Raw genomic sequence first — 18,694 nt, 5'->3', positions numbered from 1 at the left:
ATGACGAAAGGGTAAGGGATAAGACATGAAATTTAAAACATTTGACTTAAGAGTCTACCGTCATAATGATGAAACACTGCTTTCATTTGATATCAAAGGCGGACGGATGCCATTAAGTAAGTTGTTACATATTCCAAAAGGCAAACCATTTAAGATGAAACTCACGCCTGAAATTATTGAAAAATACCGTATTAAACAGGAAATCAAACAAACAGAATATAAGGGATTTGTTACCGAGGGTGTTATGCAATTAGCTGATATCATCGAAGAAAAGGTTATCTCACGGGATTATTACAAAGCAAATAAAGAAAATTGGCAAGATTGGATGCGTATTTTTGTTTACGAATACTTATATGACGTAGCTTTTAACCGAGGTGTTCGTCAGGAAAGACGACGTAGAAAAAACCAGCACAAAGCATTGACGGCATTTGAGATTATCACTTCCGAAGATGTTTCAGAGCTTTCTCATGAGCTAGGAGTTAGTGAGGATAAACTAACGTACGCAGTTATGGAAGTTATCTCTAAACGTAAAAATGGAGGCATGGCATGATTGAAGATATTAATTTAAAAAATGCTGAGGTTTTAGCAATTCTAACAATGGTTTTTGATGAAGTACAAGGAATTTACGAACTCAAAAAAGGAAGTAGGGAATACGAATTGGATAGATTGAAAGATACTTTAATAACATCGTTTTTTATGATGAGTAAACGAGTGGAAGACATCAATGAAATAGCTAGTTTGATTATGAAAAAAGAGAAGCCAAAGGAGGCAGGAAGTGAATGACGACACTCTAACAAACCTTGTGGCGCATGGCTTAGTTGATAAAGTCATTCCTTTATTTAATAAGTATCTTGGTACACAGCTCAAAATCAGAAATGAAAAACGAGTATTACCGTATATCTCTAAAAAGCGTGTTATGGAAGACTTAGATATATCAGACGGCACCCTTGATAATTGGGAAAAGCACGGATTGAACCGCTACAAACCAAGATACAAAACTTCACTTATCTACTATTTGATTGATGATATATGCAAGTTCATCATCATAGATACTTAGCAACTTGTCAGGCAAGGCAAATTTTATTAAAGGATTGAGAAAATGACAAATATTATTAGAGCTTGTTCTTATGTGGCTGGTATTGATAGCGTAGGTATGAGAAGTTTACAACTCTATCACACGGAACTGACAGATAAGCAGATTGAAAAATTAGACCCATTGAACGCCAATACAGACACAGTTGATTATTCTTTTAAAGTTAGTAAATATAAGCACGGTGTCCGATTTGAGGGCGAAAAAGAGGGCGGAGAAATCAGCTTATTTGATGAGGTAGCGAGATGATAGAATACCACCAAGGTTACAAGGCTATAAAACGGTACGGACGGAATAGTTTTAGACCGATAGGCAAACACCCATTTAAGATGATTCACAACGCACGAGCGGTCAAATATGACTTGATACAGCAGTTTGAAGCGAGTACAGGTATTATCTTACCCAGCGGAGTGAAAAGCGCCTTATGCACGCAACAAGTGCCAATTCTAGGCAAAGAGCTGGCTGTTATGAAACTACAAATAAAGGAAAATAAAAAATGACATTAAGAAAATTAAGTGATGAAGAAAAACAAGAAATTAAAGATTTAGATTTCAGTCACGAAGAAATGTATAAAATGCTGAAAGCTCAACCAGATATTGAAATAAAAAATATTACAATTGAAGCCTTATTTAAAGATGACGATTTACTCGCAGTAACACCGCAGTTTGATGACATCTCAAACCTTGAAACTGTCAATATCTTGCTGAATATATTAATTGCGGACGCAAGGCAAAGCACTGATATAGACGAGTTTATAAAGACTGTTATTTCTATATGGGGAACGTATGACGAAGCGGAGGGGAAATCATGAAACTAACTGACTTACAAAAATTAGACCAAAATATTATTAAATTTCTTTCCGGACATAGAGGAATTGAACGAGCTGTCAAAGGCAAGATTTTAGCACAATCCCTTGATATTGATTTTAGAACTTTACAGAGCAGAATTGAATTTTTGCACAAACAGGGTTGCGCCATTGGTTCGATTGATAACGGTTATTTTATCCCAATGAATGAGGAAGAGCGCAGAGCTGGAATCATAAAAAAACAACGCACAGGCATAGCGATTAATAATGCAGTCAATGGCTACACCCTTGCAGAACTTGATTGGATTGACCAACTCTTTGAGGAGGACTAACGATTGAGACCAAAAGAACAAGCCCTAAACTGTATTAGTCGTGGATTTTCTGTTATCGCTGGTTATCCAGCAGGTAAAAGCGAGAGAGCTGTTATAAAAGGAACTTCAAGCGGAACTCTTGACGAAATCACAGTAAGCGAATGGTTTGATGAAATACCGAACCGCAACATTATGATTAATCTTAGAAATAGTGGTTTGATTTGCATTGACTTAGACCAGCACGAAAACGGACAGAATGGCAGAGCTGTATTCAGTCGATTGTGGAATGAACACAGCGAGGGCGAAATATTAAGTACCTATGTTGAAAAGACACCCACAGGAAACGGCTTGCATATTTTCTTTAAAGTTCCGAAAGAGATATTCAATAAATCTCTTGTCAGTGAACTAGCGGACGGTGTAGAGATAAAAACACACTTCACACCCATATATCCGAGCAAACGGACAGACGGCTATTATATGCCTTTGAATGATACAGAAACTAACGAGCCTTTAACTTTCGATAGTCTTTGCGATTGTCCTAACTGGTTACTTGAAATGATACAGCGACCACAAAAAAGACAGAACACAACGCTAGGCAGTCGAACTTATGGCGCTGAAATGTGGGAACTATTCAACCAAGGCGCAAGAAAAGGGAATCGAAACAATGACACGAACCGTATTCTCCACTACTGGAGAAAGATTGGCATTGATAACAATAGTTGCATGGACTTATTGCGAACCTTTAACAATCGAACCAGTCCGCCCTTACCTGATGACGAGCTGGCGACCATTTGGAAAAGTGTATTCAAGATGAAATAGAAAGGAAGTCATGACAGACCAACTAGAAAAACTTGTGGCAGAAACACCACAGGAAAATGTAAGAAGTCCGAAACCTCAAATAGAGGACTTCACAGATTATGGCGAAGACGGCAAGAAAGTCGTTAATGTCGCAGGTTATCAGGAATGCTTAAAAGACTGGCTAGAACAAGAAAAAGAAATCATTAATCACCCTGATTATGTCAAAGCAAACACTCAAACGCTTAGAGCGGTTAGAAAACTATTCTTTGAACACCGTAACTTATTTTTAAGTACACCGAAAGCAGACGGTAACGCACCCAAGTCACTAAGTCCCTTAGATACGGCTAGAATCATCTATAAAACGCTCAAAGTCATCAAACTAGACCACCAAAGCGGACTGTTAGGCGTTTATAATCCTGAATTAGGAATATACGAAACAAACGAAAATTTCTTTCATCGACTCATTTATTGGCTAGAACCGTCTTATAGTCAGGCACGTTCTAAAGAAGTTCTCTTTAAACTTGAAACCTTAGCAGAGGTTAAGCAACAAACCGCAGAGGCTCATCTTATCCCAGTTGCGAACGGTATTTTCAATAAGAAAACACAACAATTAGAGCCATTTAGTCCTAAGTACGTTTTTACCTCAACCATTGCGACCAAGTACAACGCTAAAGCCAAAGTACCCAATATCAACGGCTGGAATGTGGACGACTGGCTACTCGATTTAATGAGTGGAGATAAAGAGCTTGTCAGTCTCTTATGGCAGATTATTTCCGCAAGCACTAACGGCAATTACTCCTATCGTAAAGGCGTATGGCTCGTTGGTAAAGGAAATGACGGCAAAGGAACATTTCAGAGCTTAATCATGAACCTTATCGGACGTGAGAACGTCGCAAGTGTCAAAGCAGAACAGTTTTCGGAACGGTTCGCCCTTTCCCAAGTCGTTGGGAAGACTTGCATTATTGGAGATGACAGCCAAGTCAGCTATTTAGACAATGCAGGGAACTATTTCAGCGTGGTTACTGGCGACCCAGTACCGATTGAAGCGAAAGGAAAGCAACCGACACTAGCCGTCTTTAATAAATTAGTCATTCAGTCCACTAATTTCTTACCTAAGTTCAGAAACAAGTCAAACGGAACTTATAGGCGTTTGCTTATTGTTCCTTTTAACAAGTCTTTCACGGCAGATAATGACAACTGGAAAATCAAAGATGATTATATCAGACGGACTGACGTTTTAGAGTATGTGCTTAAAATTGCTTTATCGCTTAACTTTGATAAGTTTGATGAACCGAAAGCCACACAAGGGCTATTAGATGACTTCAAAATCTCTAATGACAATGTATTGGCCTTTGTAAATGATATGTTTGAGGAGTTCGTCAGTGATTTTCTACCGACTACTTTTCTAAGTTCCTTATATCGTGCATGGTGTGAAGATGAGGGTGTAAAGCCCTTTACTAAGCGAGAGTTTGAGCTTAAATTACCTGACCATATTAAAGAAGAATGGGAAAAAACAAGTAAAAGACCTCATACCGCAGGTTTTAATCGAGCCATTGATTTACACCGAGCAGAGGAGTACGAGCTTTTTAGACGGTTGTTTCATTGGGACGAAAACAAACAAAGAAGTATGACAAAAGGTTATTTGCGTAAGAAAAAGCGAAAGTGATACTGTACTTCGGTATCATGATACCGTTAGCGGTAGCAAGTTTATAAGCGTGGTTAAGCCATTTGTGGGACTTTGATACCGTGTCACCGTACTTTTCCTACTTCGCTAGGAATTTATCAGAGGAAATAAAAACATGAAAAAAGCACGCTGTCCGACAAATTGAATTGCTAACAAATGTTGACATAAAAAATACTACAAAATAAACATAGAAAAATCGGAGAAAATAAAATGACCAACGAAATTACAGAACACTTGAACAAAGCTAAAGCACTTTTAATCGAAAAATATAGTAATAGCATTGACGACGAAGCAAGCCAAGAGGCATTAAAAAATATCAAACAGGATTTTGAAACTCTTGAAATCTATGCGGACGAAAGCGACACAGCACCGCAAGAGTATGAACCACAGGAAACAGTAAAATCAATCATTGAAGAAATGCAACAACTGACTTTTGCACCTCATGAAACCACAGGCAATGACGTGCAAGTCTTTGCGGACTTACTGACGGATAGTATTGAGCGTTTGATTAAAGCGCTAGGATTGAATGACATGAGCCTTTCAGCAGAGGGTAAAAACAAACCGCATGAATTGGCACTCAAAGCACAGGTACAAGACTTATACTCCCTTAATGATTCAATGGTTACCTCTGACCCTAACCATATCCCAAGATATACAGACGGAACAATTATTACATTATCTGATTTAGTAGATATGAACGTGCAAGCCTTAGACAATATCGCGGAAATCATCGGCTTTGAATTAGAAGAGTAAATAAAAAGACTGTCAGTTAGGACAGACATAAGGAGAATAAGATGTTAAATTTTAAACCACACTCTAACATTCAGCGATTGAGATTAGAGAATCAAAATAAGCTAGATAAAATAGATAAGACAATTAATCAGTCTAATCACACAAAGCGTCAGGGATTCAAAGTCTTGTTTGGAGGAGGGATTCCAGTCAGGCATAACCGCTTGTCAAAGTCTGATTGGGTGAGTATCAAACAGACATTAAATCATGCTGCTCAATTACATCTAGAAGCTAAGCATTGCAATACAGTTGAACGTGAGGAATATATCCAGAAAGACATTGCAAAAGATTTAGATAAGATACTTAGAAACCTAGGGTTGTCATAGTACTCCTTTCGATATATCTATTATATCACGGAGGAAGCAATGTATATCAAGAAACCAAAGGCGAACTACTTGGGATTAAGTCATGAGCAATGGTTAAAGCTTAGGGACATCTTAGCTATCATCATGAGACATAAGCCACAGCCTTATCAATCCAATCTGATTATGTCAGCTCTTAATAAGATTGACGACAGAGAGCAACGCAATATCTTTGAATGCTACTACTTTAAACGTGAGGGGATTGTTTCTATTGCTAAGAGTAGAGGGCTAACGGAGCGAGTGGTCGGTCAGCTCCTCATACGAGCCGTACAAGCGTTCATTGAACAGTACGACGATGGACACTTACTCTTAATGTTTAAAGATTCCGAACTAGAAAACGAAGAAACAGAATAAATCTTATCTTTTCTGTCAAAACTACCCCCCGGGTCTAAAATAATTGGGTTAAATTCCGAATTTACCACAGACCGGTTGGGGTCGTTTAACCAAATATAAAGCTATTTTTTTGATAGGGGGGGTGAGAACTGAAAACAAAATATTAAACGAAACGCACTGTTAAGCCATTTGCTCTTGTTTCATTGAAAACATTGCCGAAAACGCTGAAAACAGCCATTATCTGAATTAACTCAAGGCTTAGAGAGGGTTTAAGAGAACTAGAAAAATATAGGGAAAAAGCCTTTTAAAACAGCCGAAACTGAGAACGGTGCTGAGAATGCTGAGAACACCCTAAAACCCTAAAAAACGATTGAGGGGATTTTGTAATTCTAAAAAATATAAGGGAAAAGCCGCCCTAAAATGGTCAATATTGTTAAAATAACTGTTAAAAAACAGCTAAATGTTAACGAACTGAGAACAATTATTTAAAAATGAGGAAAACTAAAATGTTAGAAAACACACAAAAAATTTATCAATTAATTCTAGAGACAGAAAAGAAATTTAACGATGAAAAGGCAAAGCTTATCAAAAGACGAGAAACGCTCCAAAAGAAAATTGATAGCAAGGTTCCTTTTTCAAGTACAGCCAAAAAAAGTGAAGCAAGATATGAAGTTGAGGAAATTGATATTTCACTCGAGGAGCTAGAACGAGATAAAAAACAAGCCGTTCTTGATTTAGAGGTATTGCCTCAATTGAAAAAAGCTCATGATGAAGATAGTAAGACATGGGAAAGCTCAAATAATAAAAAGATCGATGAGCTTTTAAATGACCTCGATTCTAAAATTATTCCTCTCATGAATGCTGCAGTGAAAGAAATCAGTGAATACAGAAGTTCAGAACGTGAGCTTAGTAGCAACTTAGAAAACAAATTGAAAGAATATGATTTAGAACTTTTACCCTTACAATCTTATAAAGAAGCTCATGGAGAGCTGCATGTATCTGAAAGACTAAAAGGTATTCTCCGTGTTATTCACAAAGATTTTGATCCGAGACTCATCACGATGCGAGAAGTGCAAAAATATTACGATGAGATGAATCAGTATCGCGAAGAATATCGTCAAAAGGAAATTGAAGAGACGGGAGCTTATCATGATGATGGGGGTGGTCTTATCATTCTAGAAGAAACTAAATATAGAGCATGGCTTCGTAAAGAATATGGAGAATAGACGAAAGAAAAATGATATAATAGGAGTGTACTTTTTAAATAAAAAAACCGCTGAGACAACTCTTGGCGGTTTTACTATAGCGTTATTTCAACCTTTCATATATAAAAAAAATGACTTAAACATATTTCAAAAATTAAGAATCGCTCAACCACGGGAATCTCAAAATATTTTTTTACGTTCGTTTAAAAAAGTCAGCAAAATAAAAAGCCATATATCGTTGATATACAGCCCCTTGCCTGACAAAAATTTGTTCATTTTTTTAACGCTTTTTACTACGTTCGTGTTTTTTTACGCTTTTTACTACGTTTAAAAACATGTATATTATGGTCTAATGGGTCATTTTTTATTGCATAATTGCATAAAATGCGTATAATACCCTCTATTTGGTTCTAATGGGTTGCCGTGGTATACTAAAACTATAACAAAGAAAGGACTTTTTATTATGAAATTTAAATTTAAAGGAATCAATTATTACGAGGACTCAGAAAACAATTATGTCGGTGCCACAAACACTTGCTCAATCGTCAAAGAATTCGCTGATTTCCAAGCAGCTATTGACTATGTTGCTGAACACAAAGGATTCTTGATTGCCGAAGACGGAAAAACTGCCTTCAACGTTTTGACAATTACTGAAAACAACTAAAATATTTAAATGGTCCAAAAAATCACTGACAGGCTTTGTCAGTGATTTTTTATATCAATTAATAAAGTTCTAAATAGTTATCAATTTCCCATTGCGATACGAATTGTGCATAGCTTGCCCATTCAATGCGTTTTGCTTCAACAAAGTTAACCAAAACATGTTCTCCAAGCGCTTCAGTCACAATTGTATCTTCACGCAATGCTTTAACGGCATTGTGCAAAGTAGATGGCAAATCTGTAATACCATGTGCTTTACGTTCTTCTTCTGTCATTACGTAAATATTTGATTCGATTGCTTCTGGCGCTTCCAATTTATGTTCAACACCGTCAAGACCAGCTGCCAATAGAACAGCCAATGCAAGATATGGATTTGCTGTTGGGTCAACCGCACGAAGTTCAACACGAGTTGACAAACCGCGTGAAGCAGGTACGCGAATCAAAGGTGATCTGTTACGTCCAGCCCAAGCGACATAAACGGGTGCTTCATAACCAGGAACCAAACGTTTATATGAGTTAACAGTTGGGTTTGTAATTGCTGTAAAGTTATAAGCATGTTTCAAAAGTCCAGCAATAAAGCTATGTGCAACATCTGAAAGTCCCATATCTCCTGTTGGGTCAGCAAAGGCATTGGCACCATCTTCTGTAAATAAAGACATGTTACAATGCATCCCAGAACCGTTGATTCCGTGAACTGGTTTTGCCATAAACGTTGCATGTAAACCATGTTTACGCGCAATTGTTTTAACAACAAGCTTAAAGATTTGAATATTATCACAAGCTTTCAAAGCGTTGGCATATTTAAAGTCAATTTCGTGTTGACCGATTGCTACTTCGTGGTGAGAAGCTTCAACTTCAAAACCAAGGTCTGTCAATACATTTACGATTTCACGTCTTGTGTTTCCAGCGAGGTCAGTTGGTGCAAGGTCAAAATAACCACCTTTATCATTCACTTCAAGTGTTGGTTCATCATTTTCATTAAGTTTGAAAAGGAAGAACTCTGGTTCAGGTCCAAGGTTAAAGCTCTTGAAACCCAATTTTTCCATTGATTTAAGGTTACGTTTCAAGACACCGCGTGGGTCTCCAGCAAAAGGTTCACCTTCTGGAGTGTAAACATCACAAATTACACCTGCCACTTTACCATACTCATCTCCCCAAGGAAAAACAATCCAAGTGTCAAGGTCTGGATAAAGATACATGTCTGATTCATTGATACGAACGAATCCTTCGATTGATGAACCGTCAAACATCATTTTGTTTTCAAACAATTTGTCCAATTGTTCATCTGTAGCTGGAACTTCAACGTTTTTAAGTGTTCCAAGAATGTCTGTAAACATCAAACGCAAGAATTTAATATCCTTTTCTTTGACGTCGCGACGAATGTCTGTTGCTGTGATTGTCATGCTTTACTCTCCTAGTTAAATTTTCGCTGTAAACTTAGTTGACAAATAAAGTAAACTAAGCTTACATCCGCGGTTGGGTAAAATGAGTGGGATCAGGAGTTCCGAATCTACCTTGTTGGGCAAATTCGCGTTCAAGTGCATGGTGGACTTCTCCGATAGATAAAGTTTGAGCCTTCTTAGCATCCCTTTTGGCATAAATTTCTTTGATATCTGCAATATTATTACCTTCTTGCAATAAGTCAGCAATATCAAATAGAGCATCTATGTCATTGAGCGAATACATGCGACGATTACCGTCACTTCGCTCCGGGAAAATAAGCTCTTGCTCTTCGTAATAACGAATCTGCCTTGCGCTTAGGTCAGTGAGTTTCATGACAGTTCCTATTGGAAGTACCGCCATAGAGCGTCTTAATTCACGTTCTTTCACCAAATCTCGCCTCCATGCCTTTCATTATAGACCTTGTTATTAGCAAAGTCAAGTTTTAATGTGAGATTTTCTCACATCGGTTTATTTTATTTGAAATATTTTATACAATTTTATCCAATAATCTTTGACAACCCGTCTTAACAAGTTGATAAGTTTCTTGGAAATCGCCCGTGAACCATGGATCTGGAACACCTTGTTCTAAAAGCATTGCAATTTTTTGACGCGTTCCTTCTGGTGCCATTTTTCTAAGATTTTCTAAATTGGATTCATCCATTGCGATAATTTTATCAAATTCATAAAAATCTTCACTACTGATTTTTTGACTTCCCTTGTGAAGGTCAAAAGCAATCTTTTGTTCTTTTAGTTTTGTTTGGGTTCCAGAATGAATTGGATTTCCATGCTCCCAAGAAGAAGTTGCTCGACTTTCAATCAAAAAATTTAATTCATTTCCTGCCTTTTCAACTAAATCTTTCATGACAAATTCTGCCATTGGGCTACGACAAATATTTCCTAAACAGACAAAAACAATCTTTTCCATGACTTCCTTACTTTATATCATTTATAAATTAACTAATTTTGAGCATTTATTCTATTATACCCTATTTCACAAGATATTACTGACAGAATTCCAAAATGAAAAAGCTTGTCAAGCTCTGACAAACTTTTTTACTGACAGATACTAACTGTCAATCTTCTTCATTATAAACGTAACCTAGGTGTTCATAGGCTCTTTGAGTCACCTTACGTCCCTGTTTAGTTCTCATCAAAAATCCTTTTTGAATCAAATAAGGTTCATACATATCCTCGACCGTTTCACGGTCTTCGGCAATATTTACCGCCAAAGTTCCAATCCCAACAGGACCACCGTGGTACATTTCAATCATTGTGCGGAGAATTTTTTGGTCAATATAATCCAAACCAGCGGCATCAACATCAAGAATAGACAAGGCCTTATCGGTAATTGCTTTATCCACTCGGCCATCCCCCATTATTTGAGCAAAATCACGCACTCGTTTAAGTAACCGATTGGCAATCCGCGGAGTCCCTCGACTACGTAAAGCAATCTCTAAAGCGGCATTATCAATAACTTCGACTTCAAAAATATCAGCTGTTCTTTTAACAATTTCTTCTAAATCACGCTCTTGATAATACTCCATATGACTTGAAATCCCAAAACGGGCACGCAATGGATTAGAAAGCATTCCAGCTCTCGTTGTTGCCCCAACTAGAGTAAATGGCGGCAAATCTAAATGAACCGAGCGTGAACCATCACCAGAACCAAGCATAATATCAATGTAGAAATCTTCCATAGCGCTATAAAGAACTTCTTCAACTTGCATTGGCATCCGATGAATTTCATCAATAAATAGCACATCGCCAGGTTCCAATTCATTCAAAATTGCAACTAAATCTCCTGGCTTTTCAATGGCAGGACCCGCTGTTTGTTTAATATTAACTCCCAACTCATTGGCAATGACAAATGCCATTGTTGTCTTACCAAGTCCCGGAGGACCAAAAAGTAATACGTGGTCCAAAACTTCTTCACGCATTTTTGCTGCTTTAATAAAGATTTCTAATTGTTCTTTGACTTTATCTTGACCAATATATTGATTAAAAAATTGCGGACGTAGAGATTTTTCAATACCGTAATCTTCTTCCATTGGCTCTTTGTTTAATATATCGTTCATCTTATCTTGTAATTCTCCTTTTAGAGATGATTTTTGATGGCTTATGAGAAGCTGTCAGTAAATTTTACTGACAGAAAGACTTGCATGATTGTTTTTGATGTCTGTCAGTTCTTTCTTCAAACTTTTTTATTTCATCATAAGTTTTAAGGCTGATTTGATATATTCTTCGCTGGTCAGACCTGTTTCTTGAGCTAATTTTTTCTCAATTTTCTTCAATTCTGTTGCTTTATAACCCAAAGCTTGCAGCGCTTCAATTGCTTCTTCCAAAGCAAGATTGCCAGCAGGTCCAGCATCAAGAAGAGAAATACCTACAGTTCCTGTCGCATCAAATTTCCCAGCCAAATCAAGCACCATCTGCATGGCTGTTTTTTTACCAACTCCTGGGAATTTAGTTAAATACTTGATATCACTATTGTCAATAGCAGTGATTAAACCTTCGTTATCAGCCGCCGCAATGATGGCCAGAGCTGATTTTGGCCCAATCCCAGAAACGCTGATCAGACGTAAGAATAAAGCTTTTTCGGCCTCGTTAACAAAACCATAGAGACTGTGGGCATCTTCACGAATGACTTGATGAACATAAATTTTTACTTCTGTGTTCATCAAAGCCGACCAAGCGTAAGGGTTAGCTACACTGATAAGATAGCCAATTCCTGCTACATCAATTACAATATTTGTTGGGGAAATTTTTACTAATTTTCCATTAAGATATTCAAACATTTTTTTACTTTTCTAATTTTTTGATTGACAAACTCCCTTATTCAAGTCTGTCAGTAGTTTTTATCTGTTTTTTTACTGACCAACTTCATCATTAATCTGTTTAGTCACTTTTTACTCAAAATCTTTCCACGAAGCTGCTTTTGAACGATGCGTTTCTTGGATTCTCCGGAACATTTTTTGAATGTCATCCCCTGAAAAATGAACAATCGTTGGCCGTCCATGCGCACAACTATAAGGATTTTTACAAGTTGCTAATTCTGCGAGTAAAGCTCTAGCTGACTCGGCGTCAAGGGGATGATTAGCTTTAATTGAACTTTTACAAGCAACCATTGCAGCTAAATCATGACGATATTTTTTGAGTGAAAATTCTTTTGATGAGAGAATAATATCAATCATTTCATTAATTGATTTCTCTATCTCGGTTTCTTTTAACCAGATTGGATGTTCTCTTAAAATGAATTGATTTTCTCCGTATTCTTCTAAGAAAACACCGGCTTCATGCAACAAATCTTTCTTCTCGGCTAAAACAATAAAATCATTTTTGGCTAAAGTGAACAAATATGGTGCAAGTAAAATTTGTTGCTCCATACTGACCTCACCAATTTTATCTTTCCAATACTCATATTTTATTCGCTCTTGAGCCGCATGTTGGTCAACCAAGTAAAGTCCTTCTTTGGACTGACAAAGTAAATAAGTCGCATGCAATTGCGCCAAGTATTCAAGCTGCGGAAAAGTTGATGACTGACTTATCTTTGCTTCATTATCAAAATCAATTTCAAAGTTGCTGACAGTATTTTCTAGATTCTTGTCAGTAATTTCAGTTGTTCTTTCAACAGTGCTGTTAGTAATTTTTTCACTGACAGCATCTGTATTAAGTTGATTTTCTGTAAAATTATCAAAAGTTTGTTCAGACGAATCATTTGAAGCTTGATTTTTATTGATTTTAAAAGTTGCCTCTTCTCTGACATAAAAATCTTGGCGAACATTATCATAATATAAAGGATTATTTTGCAAAGGAAGTTCCGTTTGAACAGAAAGAGTCTCCTTTTCTTTAGCTCTTCCTTGCAAATTTTCCAAAGCTTCTGGAATCAAAACACCTTCTGATAAAGCATCATCAATTGCTTTAGAAATTAAAGCCATCAATTCACGCTCTTTAGACAAACGTACCTCTTGTTTTGTCGGATGAACATTAACATCAGCAAGTGTTGGGTCAATTTTAATCGATAAAATAGCAAAAGGGAACCGTCCCACCATCAATCGATTGCCATACCCTTCTAAAATTGCCCGATTCAATAAAAAGTTTTTGATAAATCGACCATTTATTAAAATCGTAATATAATTACGATTAGCCCTTGTCAGCTCTGGTATGCTGACATAACCTGTTAGTTCAAAATCTAAGTCGGAGCCCTTGATTTGACGCATTTTTTTCGCTGTCCCTATGCCATAAATTGCAGCAATAACCTGACGTAAATCACCATTTCCAGCCGTTTTCAAAAATTCTTTACCCTCATTAACTAAAGTAAAGGAAATCTCTGGATGAGCCAGACTCAATCGGTTGATGATGTCTGTGATATGAGAAAGTTCAGCCTGCAAGGACTTGATATACTTGAGTCTTGCTGGTGTGTTATAAAAAAGATTAGCAACAGAAATTTTCGTCCCCACGCGCTTAGCAAGCGGTTCTAAAGTTTCGATATTTCCGCCTTTAGCAACTAGTTTTGTTCCTGATTCTTCCTCAGCCGTACTTGTTTCAATGGTCATCTGGCTGACAGAAGCGATTGATGGCAGAGCCTCACCCCGAAAACCGAGTGTTCTAATCCGAAACAAATCTGCCGAATCCTTGATTTTACTTGTCGCATGACGACGTAAAGCCAAAGCCACATCTTCTTTTTCCAAACCCAAACCATTATCAATGACTTCAATTAATCGCAAACCTGCTTCTTCAACATTGATAATAATTTTACTGCTTCCAGCATCAATTGAGTTTTCGACTAATTCTTTGACAACACTAGCAGGCCGCTCAACCACCTCCCCAGCAGCAATTTGATTGGCGAGCGCTTCATTTAGTTCAATAATTTTTCCCACAATAATCTCGCTCTCTTGTTTTTTAAAATTAATTCTAATTATAACACAAAAAGCAAGGGCTCGCTTTTCATTTTTTACTGACAAAAAAATGATAGACAAGATGAAAATTGTCTATCATTCTACATTAATTAGTAGTTTCCAAAATTGTGGTAACCATTATCAAAATTATTATAGTTGTTAAAAGCAAAGACTAATACGAAAATAAGAATCAAAATTGCAATCACAAATAATACAATTCCAATGATGAATGCAACGAAACCTGCTCGATTCCAACCGTCCATGACCTTACGGAACTCTTCCTCATCACGATATTTATTATCTCGGTTTTCAAGTGCCCATTTTTCGCCATTAAAACCAAAAACGATCATCCATACAATCCCAAAAATCCAACCTATCCATGGGATTAATCCAATCAAAATCAAGAGTCCCAAATAAGCACGGTTGGCAATCCCAAACCACATTGGAAAAGAGAAAGCTCCCCAGTTCCATTTAGTTCTAATTCCTTCTTGACTTTCTAATGAGGGATTCTGAGGAATATCTGCATAAGCTGACTGTTCGCTCGTTTTCTCTTCGACTTTTGAATCAAGTGGTTCACTAGCAGCAATTACTGGTTCTGCAATTACTGGTTCACTTACAAAACCTTCTGAAACTTCAGCCTTGGCAACTACTGGCTCATCAAGTACAGGCTCTGAGGCATCCCATTCACTAATATCACTCTTAGTTGTTTCTTCTTGAGAAGCAAGATTCTCAGAATTTAATTCTTCAGTTGGTTCCACTTGAGTCTCAGGAATTTCTTGCCCTTTTAGTTCTTTTTCATTTTCCATGTTTAGCTCCTTTTTATGTTAGCTTCTACTCAATTCACCTTTCAATGAATCTCTTTTAAGTAATTATATCCTTTTTCCTTAGCTTATTTACAGAATAAGCTTCGATACCAAGTTCAAAGTGAATCTTTAAGTTCCCACAAGAAATTCAAAGCCTCTCTTGCAGTCATATTATCAACATTTTGCCTTTTTATCTTTTCAATAATTTCTGAAGAATTTTCGGCAAAATCAAATAAACTAAGTTGTTCTTGTTCATCAGCAACTTTTTTAGCAGACAAAGGTTTATTTTCTAACTTCTGCAAAATCAAATCTGCTCGCTCTAACAAAGGCTGTGGTAAACCTGCAATTTTCGCCACATGAATCCCATAGGATTTATCAGCTGGCCCCTCTGTTATTTTATGCAAAAAAGTCACATTCCCATTTTGCTCCAAGGTAGCGACATGGACATTATCGAGATGATCGAGCGCTTCATCTAAGTCTGTCAATTCATGATAATGCGTAGCAAACAAGGTTTTTGCCCCAATATGGTCATGAACATATTCAATAATTGCTTGAGCTAGAGCCATCCCATCATAAGTTGCCGTTCCTCGCCCTAATTCATCAAAAATAATCAAGCTGCGACTGCTTGCCTTTTGAATGGCATGATTGGCCTCAGACATTTCAACCATAAAGGTCGATTCCCCTGAAATCAAGTTATCACTGGCACCAATCCGTGTAAAGATGGCATCAAAAATTGGTAAATTGGCTGTTTCGGCTGGAACAAAAGATCCAATTTGAGCCATAATCACCGTCAAAGCAAATTGACGCATGTAGGTTGATTTACCTGACATATTTGGTCCTGTAATGAGTTGAATATCTGTTTGTTCAGGCAGTTCAATATCATTTGGCACATATTCTTGAGCACCCATGACCGCTTCAACGACCGCATGACGACCGCCTTTAATTTCAACAATTCTTGAACCGTCTGTAAGCGTCGGACGGATATACCCTTGTTTTTCGGCAACGAAAGATAGACTTTGTAAACAGTCAATTTCAGCAATTGTTTTGGCTAGAGCTTGTAGTCTGCCAATATATTGCTCCGTTTCAGTCCGAAGGCTCATGAATAAATCATATTCTAGAGATGATGATTTTTCACGCGCTTCCAACATAATTTCTTCAATTTCAGTTAATTCCTGAGAACCAAAACGCTCAGAATTTTTCAAAGTTGCCTTCCGATAAAAATGTTCAGGAACACTATTCAACTGACTTTGAGTAATATGAAAATAATAACCATCCTTACGATTATAATCAATTCGCAGTGTGGAAATCCCTGTCTTGGCTTTTTCATCTGCTTCCAATTTTGCAATCCAGGAAGTTCCATTTTCAAGCGCCTCCCGATATTTATCTAATTGAGCATTGTATCCTTTTTTAATAATGCCCCCTTCAGTAATCGTTCTTGAGGCATTCTCACTAATAGCTGAATTAATTAAACCAGATAATTCTGGAATTTCGTCTAATTGGCTTTTTAACTCTTCTAATGGAGCTTCATTAAGCATTCCCAAAATATTTTTGATAGCAGGAACATTTGATAAAGAATTAGCCAGCTGCAAAAAATCAACTGGAACAGCCTTACCAAAAGAAACACGTGAAGCCAAACGTTCTAAATCATAGACCCCTTTTAAGGCTTCTATCAAATCGGAACGCTCAAAGAAATGGTCTAAGAAAATTTGAACAATTTCCATTCGTTTTTGAATGGCTGAATTTGAAACCAAAGGACGGTCAATCCACGACCGTAACATTCTGGTTCCCATCGCTGTTTTCGTTTCATCAAGCAACCAATAAAGTGTGCCATGTTTTTTATTTTCTCTTTTATTTGCCGTCAGCTCTAAAGATGATTTTGTCGCAAAGTCCATTTGCAAAAAGTCTTTAATTTCATAATGTTCAACTTCTTGTAAGTGACTCAAATCACGCATCTGTGTTTCTTTTACGTAAGCCAACAATTTTGAAGCGACTTGATTTTCTAAGGCGGTCAATCCTGACAAATCTATCAGTAAATTTTCAGGAATTTCAATTTGTTCTGAAATCAAAAGATTCATTTGTCTTTCAAAAACTTTTAACTGACTTTCATCTAAAGTAAAACCAGCTACAATTTCCCGCGCCTTGAGTGAAGCAATTTCTCCTACCACCGCTGAAAATTCGCTGAGCTCTGTCACCTTGAATTCCCCAGTTGATAAGTCCATATAGGAAAGAGCATAATGTTTATCTTTGAAGTCAATTGCCACCAAGAAATTATTATCAACCGAATTTGCAGTGTCAATCGTTGTCCCTGGGGTAATCACCTGTGTTACTGCCCGTTTAACAATTCCGACCGCTTTTTTCGGGTCTTCCATTTGTTCAGCAACAGCCACTTTGTAGCCTAAACTAACCAATTTATCAATGTATTCAGCTGCTGCATGGTGGGGAACACCAGCCATTGGAATTGGATTTTCTGAATTTTTATTTCTTGAAGTCAGGGTTAATTCTAATATTTGGGCAGCATTCACTGCATCATCATAAAAAAGCTCATAAAAATCACCCATCCGAAAGAGCAAGAAAGCATCGGGATAATCTTGTTTGATGTCTAAATATTGTTGCATTCCTGGTGAAATTTTTTCAGCCATTTTTTCTTCCTATCCCATCTAAATTTTACTGACGAAATTCTTAGCATATCCGTAAGAAAATTTAACACTAGATATCCTAAAACAGAAATTCTGTCAGTATTTTTTTATTATATTTTTACTGACAAAAATTCTAGCTTCTCCATAAGCAAGCTTACATGGCCTATCCTACGCCAGAATTTCTTGTCAGTACTTTTTATTCACCAGTTTCCAACAAAAGATTAACTTTTTCTTCTAATTCACCAGTGATATATTGAACTAAATCATTGACATCCTCTAATTTTGTAGCATAATCTTCTACCAAAGGATGATGCTTAATCCGTTTTTCAATGACTTGAGCCGACTGTGAAGTCTTTTTGTAAGCTTGTATTTTATCAATTTTTTGATATAGAACAGCCTCTTTTTGTAGAGCTTTCATTTCTTCTTGAGCTTTAAAAAGTTCTTGATTAGCCATTAGTGCTGTTTCAGCTTGTTGAAAATCTTTAACATAATCAAGACTTTTTATTTTTTCAACAAGCAAATCCACTAAGTCATCATAGTGCATCTCAAGCCCTCCTTAAAATTTCATTAATTACTAATTATTTCTTTCATTAAAACTCTTAGACTTTATAAAATAATTATAACATTTTTTCAATCAATCCATGGCTTGTTTTTTTATCTTCAAAAAATAAAAGCCTAAATATTTTAGGCTTTCTAATTCTTACTTTTGATTCATTCGCTTAAATTCCGCAACCATTTCTTTAATTAATTCTCTTTGTGAGGCTGTTAAATCTGTAATATCAATCATTTTTTTACCCATGATGAATTCTCCTTTCATCATAGGACTTGTAAAACTTGCGATTTTCAAACAAAAATTACTGACAGAGTTTTTGTCAGTAAT

Annotated in this window: 23 protein-coding genes; 14 read left to right on the top strand and 9 right to left on the bottom strand. The window is 36.7% G+C overall.

The window, feature by feature from the left end:
- The first annotated feature begins 25 nt into the window (after positions 1–25).
- The 14 genes from AB6B24_RS11085 to AB6B24_RS11020 all read left to right on the top strand — a co-directional run bounded on the left by AB6B24_RS11085 (position 26) and on the right by AB6B24_RS11020 (position 8,041).
- Complete coding sequence (locus tag AB6B24_RS11085) at positions 26–550, top strand: hypothetical protein (protein ID WP_311802954.1); 525 nt, start codon at positions 26–28, stop codon at positions 548–550.
- Complete coding sequence (locus tag AB6B24_RS11080) at positions 547–783, top strand: hypothetical protein (protein WP_311805906.1); 237 nt, start codon at positions 547–549, stop codon at positions 781–783. Before AB6B24_RS11085 ends, AB6B24_RS11080 begins: the two co-directional genes overlap by 4 nt.
- Positions 776–1,057, top strand: a complete 282-nt coding sequence (locus AB6B24_RS11075) for a hypothetical protein (protein ID WP_311805908.1) — start codon at positions 776–778, stop codon at positions 1,055–1,057. The genes AB6B24_RS11080 and AB6B24_RS11075 overlap by 8 nt, the downstream gene beginning before the upstream one ends.
- Positions 1,058–1,099: 42 nt before the next feature.
- Positions 1,100–1,339 carry a hypothetical protein gene (locus AB6B24_RS11070; protein WP_311805910.1) on the top strand — a complete coding sequence of 80 codons (240 nt, stop codon included), beginning with the start codon at positions 1,100–1,102 and terminating at the stop codon, positions 1,337–1,339.
- Positions 1,336–1,590, top strand: a complete 255-nt coding sequence (locus AB6B24_RS11065; RefSeq protein WP_311805912.1) for a hypothetical protein — start codon at positions 1,336–1,338, stop codon at positions 1,588–1,590. The genes AB6B24_RS11070 and AB6B24_RS11065 overlap by 4 nt, the downstream gene beginning before the upstream one ends.
- Entirely contained in the window at positions 1,587–1,901 is a 315-nt protein-coding gene (locus tag AB6B24_RS11060) for a hypothetical protein (protein WP_195928048.1), read from the top strand. Before AB6B24_RS11065 ends, AB6B24_RS11060 begins: the two co-directional genes overlap by 4 nt.
- The gene (locus AB6B24_RS11055) at positions 1,898–2,227 is read left to right on the top strand and encodes a hypothetical protein (RefSeq protein WP_311805914.1); all 330 of its coding nucleotides are present in this window, start codon (positions 1,898–1,900) and stop codon (positions 2,225–2,227) included. The genes AB6B24_RS11060 and AB6B24_RS11055 overlap by 4 nt, the downstream gene beginning before the upstream one ends.
- A 3-nt stretch (positions 2,228–2,230) precedes the next feature.
- Positions 2,231–3,025 (top strand): bifunctional DNA primase/polymerase, encoded by a 795-nt coding sequence (locus AB6B24_RS11050; protein WP_311805917.1) that lies wholly within the window; start codon positions 2,231–2,233, stop codon positions 3,023–3,025.
- Positions 3,026–3,035: 10 nt separating this feature from the next.
- Entirely contained in the window at positions 3,036–4,670 is a 1,635-nt protein-coding gene (locus AB6B24_RS11045) for a phage/plasmid primase, P4 family (protein WP_311843368.1), read from the top strand.
- Positions 4,671–4,898: 228 nt separating this feature from the next.
- The gene (locus AB6B24_RS11040) at positions 4,899–5,441 is read left to right on the top strand and encodes a hypothetical protein (RefSeq protein WP_311805921.1); all 543 of its coding nucleotides are present in this window, start codon (positions 4,899–4,901) and stop codon (positions 5,439–5,441) included.
- 41 nt (positions 5,442–5,482) lie between these two features.
- Positions 5,483–5,803 (top strand): hypothetical protein, encoded by a 321-nt coding sequence (locus AB6B24_RS11035; RefSeq protein WP_270344287.1) that lies wholly within the window; start codon positions 5,483–5,485, stop codon positions 5,801–5,803.
- Between the two features lie 123 nt (positions 5,804–5,926).
- Positions 5,927–6,193 carry a hypothetical protein gene (locus tag AB6B24_RS11030; protein WP_259744138.1) on the top strand — a complete coding sequence of 89 codons (267 nt, stop codon included), beginning with the start codon at positions 5,927–5,929 and terminating at the stop codon, positions 6,191–6,193.
- Between the two features lie 485 nt (positions 6,194–6,678).
- Positions 6,679–7,398, top strand: coding sequence for a hypothetical protein (locus AB6B24_RS11025; protein ID WP_311805926.1), 720 nt, complete (start codon positions 6,679–6,681; stop codon positions 7,396–7,398).
- Positions 7,399–7,840: 442 nt separating this feature from the next.
- Positions 7,841–8,041 carry a hypothetical protein gene (locus AB6B24_RS11020; protein ID WP_003131983.1) on the top strand — a complete coding sequence of 67 codons (201 nt, stop codon included), beginning with the start codon at positions 7,841–7,843 and terminating at the stop codon, positions 8,039–8,041.
- Positions 8,042–8,099: 58 nt separating this feature from the next.
- Here the strand turns inward: AB6B24_RS11020 and glnA are convergent, their stop codons facing one another.
- From glnA to AB6B24_RS10975, 9 genes are all read right to left on the bottom strand, one after another.
- Positions 8,100–9,440, bottom strand: coding sequence for a type I glutamate--ammonia ligase (gene glnA, locus AB6B24_RS11015; RefSeq protein WP_195936218.1), 1,341 nt, complete (start codon positions 9,438–9,440; stop codon positions 8,100–8,102).
- A 61-nt stretch (positions 9,441–9,501) separates the two neighbouring features.
- Positions 9,502–9,867: a MerR family transcriptional regulator gene (locus AB6B24_RS11010; RefSeq protein WP_003131985.1), complete on the bottom strand. Its 366-nt coding sequence runs from the start codon at positions 9,865–9,867 to the stop codon at positions 9,502–9,504.
- 100 nt (positions 9,868–9,967) lie between these two features.
- Positions 9,968–10,405: a low molecular weight protein-tyrosine-phosphatase gene (locus tag AB6B24_RS11005; protein ID WP_311805928.1), complete on the bottom strand. Its 438-nt coding sequence runs from the start codon at positions 10,403–10,405 to the stop codon at positions 9,968–9,970.
- Positions 10,406–10,553: 148 nt separating this feature from the next.
- Positions 10,554–11,555: a Holliday junction branch migration DNA helicase RuvB gene (ruvB, locus tag AB6B24_RS11000; RefSeq protein ID WP_003131994.1), complete on the bottom strand. Its 1,002-nt coding sequence runs from the start codon at positions 11,553–11,555 to the stop codon at positions 10,554–10,556.
- Between the two features lie 126 nt (positions 11,556–11,681).
- A complete protein-coding gene (gene ruvA, locus AB6B24_RS10995) occupies positions 11,682–12,275 on the bottom strand; it encodes a Holliday junction branch migration protein RuvA (RefSeq protein ID WP_003131995.1) in 594 nt (197 codons plus the stop codon).
- A gap of 111 nt (positions 12,276–12,386) precedes the next feature.
- Complete coding sequence (gene mutL / locus AB6B24_RS10990) at positions 12,387–14,357, bottom strand: DNA mismatch repair endonuclease MutL (RefSeq protein ID WP_311805931.1); 1,971 nt, start codon at positions 14,355–14,357, stop codon at positions 12,387–12,389.
- A 128-nt stretch (positions 14,358–14,485) separates the two neighbouring features.
- The gene (locus AB6B24_RS10985; protein ID WP_311803302.1) at positions 14,486–15,181 is read right to left on the bottom strand and encodes a hypothetical protein; all 696 of its coding nucleotides are present in this window, start codon (positions 15,179–15,181) and stop codon (positions 14,486–14,488) included.
- 113 nt (positions 15,182–15,294) lie between these two features.
- Entirely contained in the window at positions 15,295–17,817 is a 2,523-nt protein-coding gene (gene mutS / locus AB6B24_RS10980; protein ID WP_311805933.1) for a DNA mismatch repair protein MutS, read from the bottom strand.
- Between the two features lie 193 nt (positions 17,818–18,010).
- Complete coding sequence (locus tag AB6B24_RS10975) at positions 18,011–18,358, bottom strand: RicAFT regulatory complex protein RicA family protein (protein WP_012898702.1); 348 nt, start codon at positions 18,356–18,358, stop codon at positions 18,011–18,013.
- Positions 18,359–18,694: the final 336 nt, after the last annotated feature.

The sequence above is a fragment of the Lactococcus sp. AK05 genome (assembly GCF_041026685.1).
GTDB lineage: Bacteria > Bacillota > Bacilli > Lactobacillales > Streptococcaceae > Lactococcus > Lactococcus lactis.
This window is presented reverse-complemented; position numbering and strand designations above follow the sequence as displayed.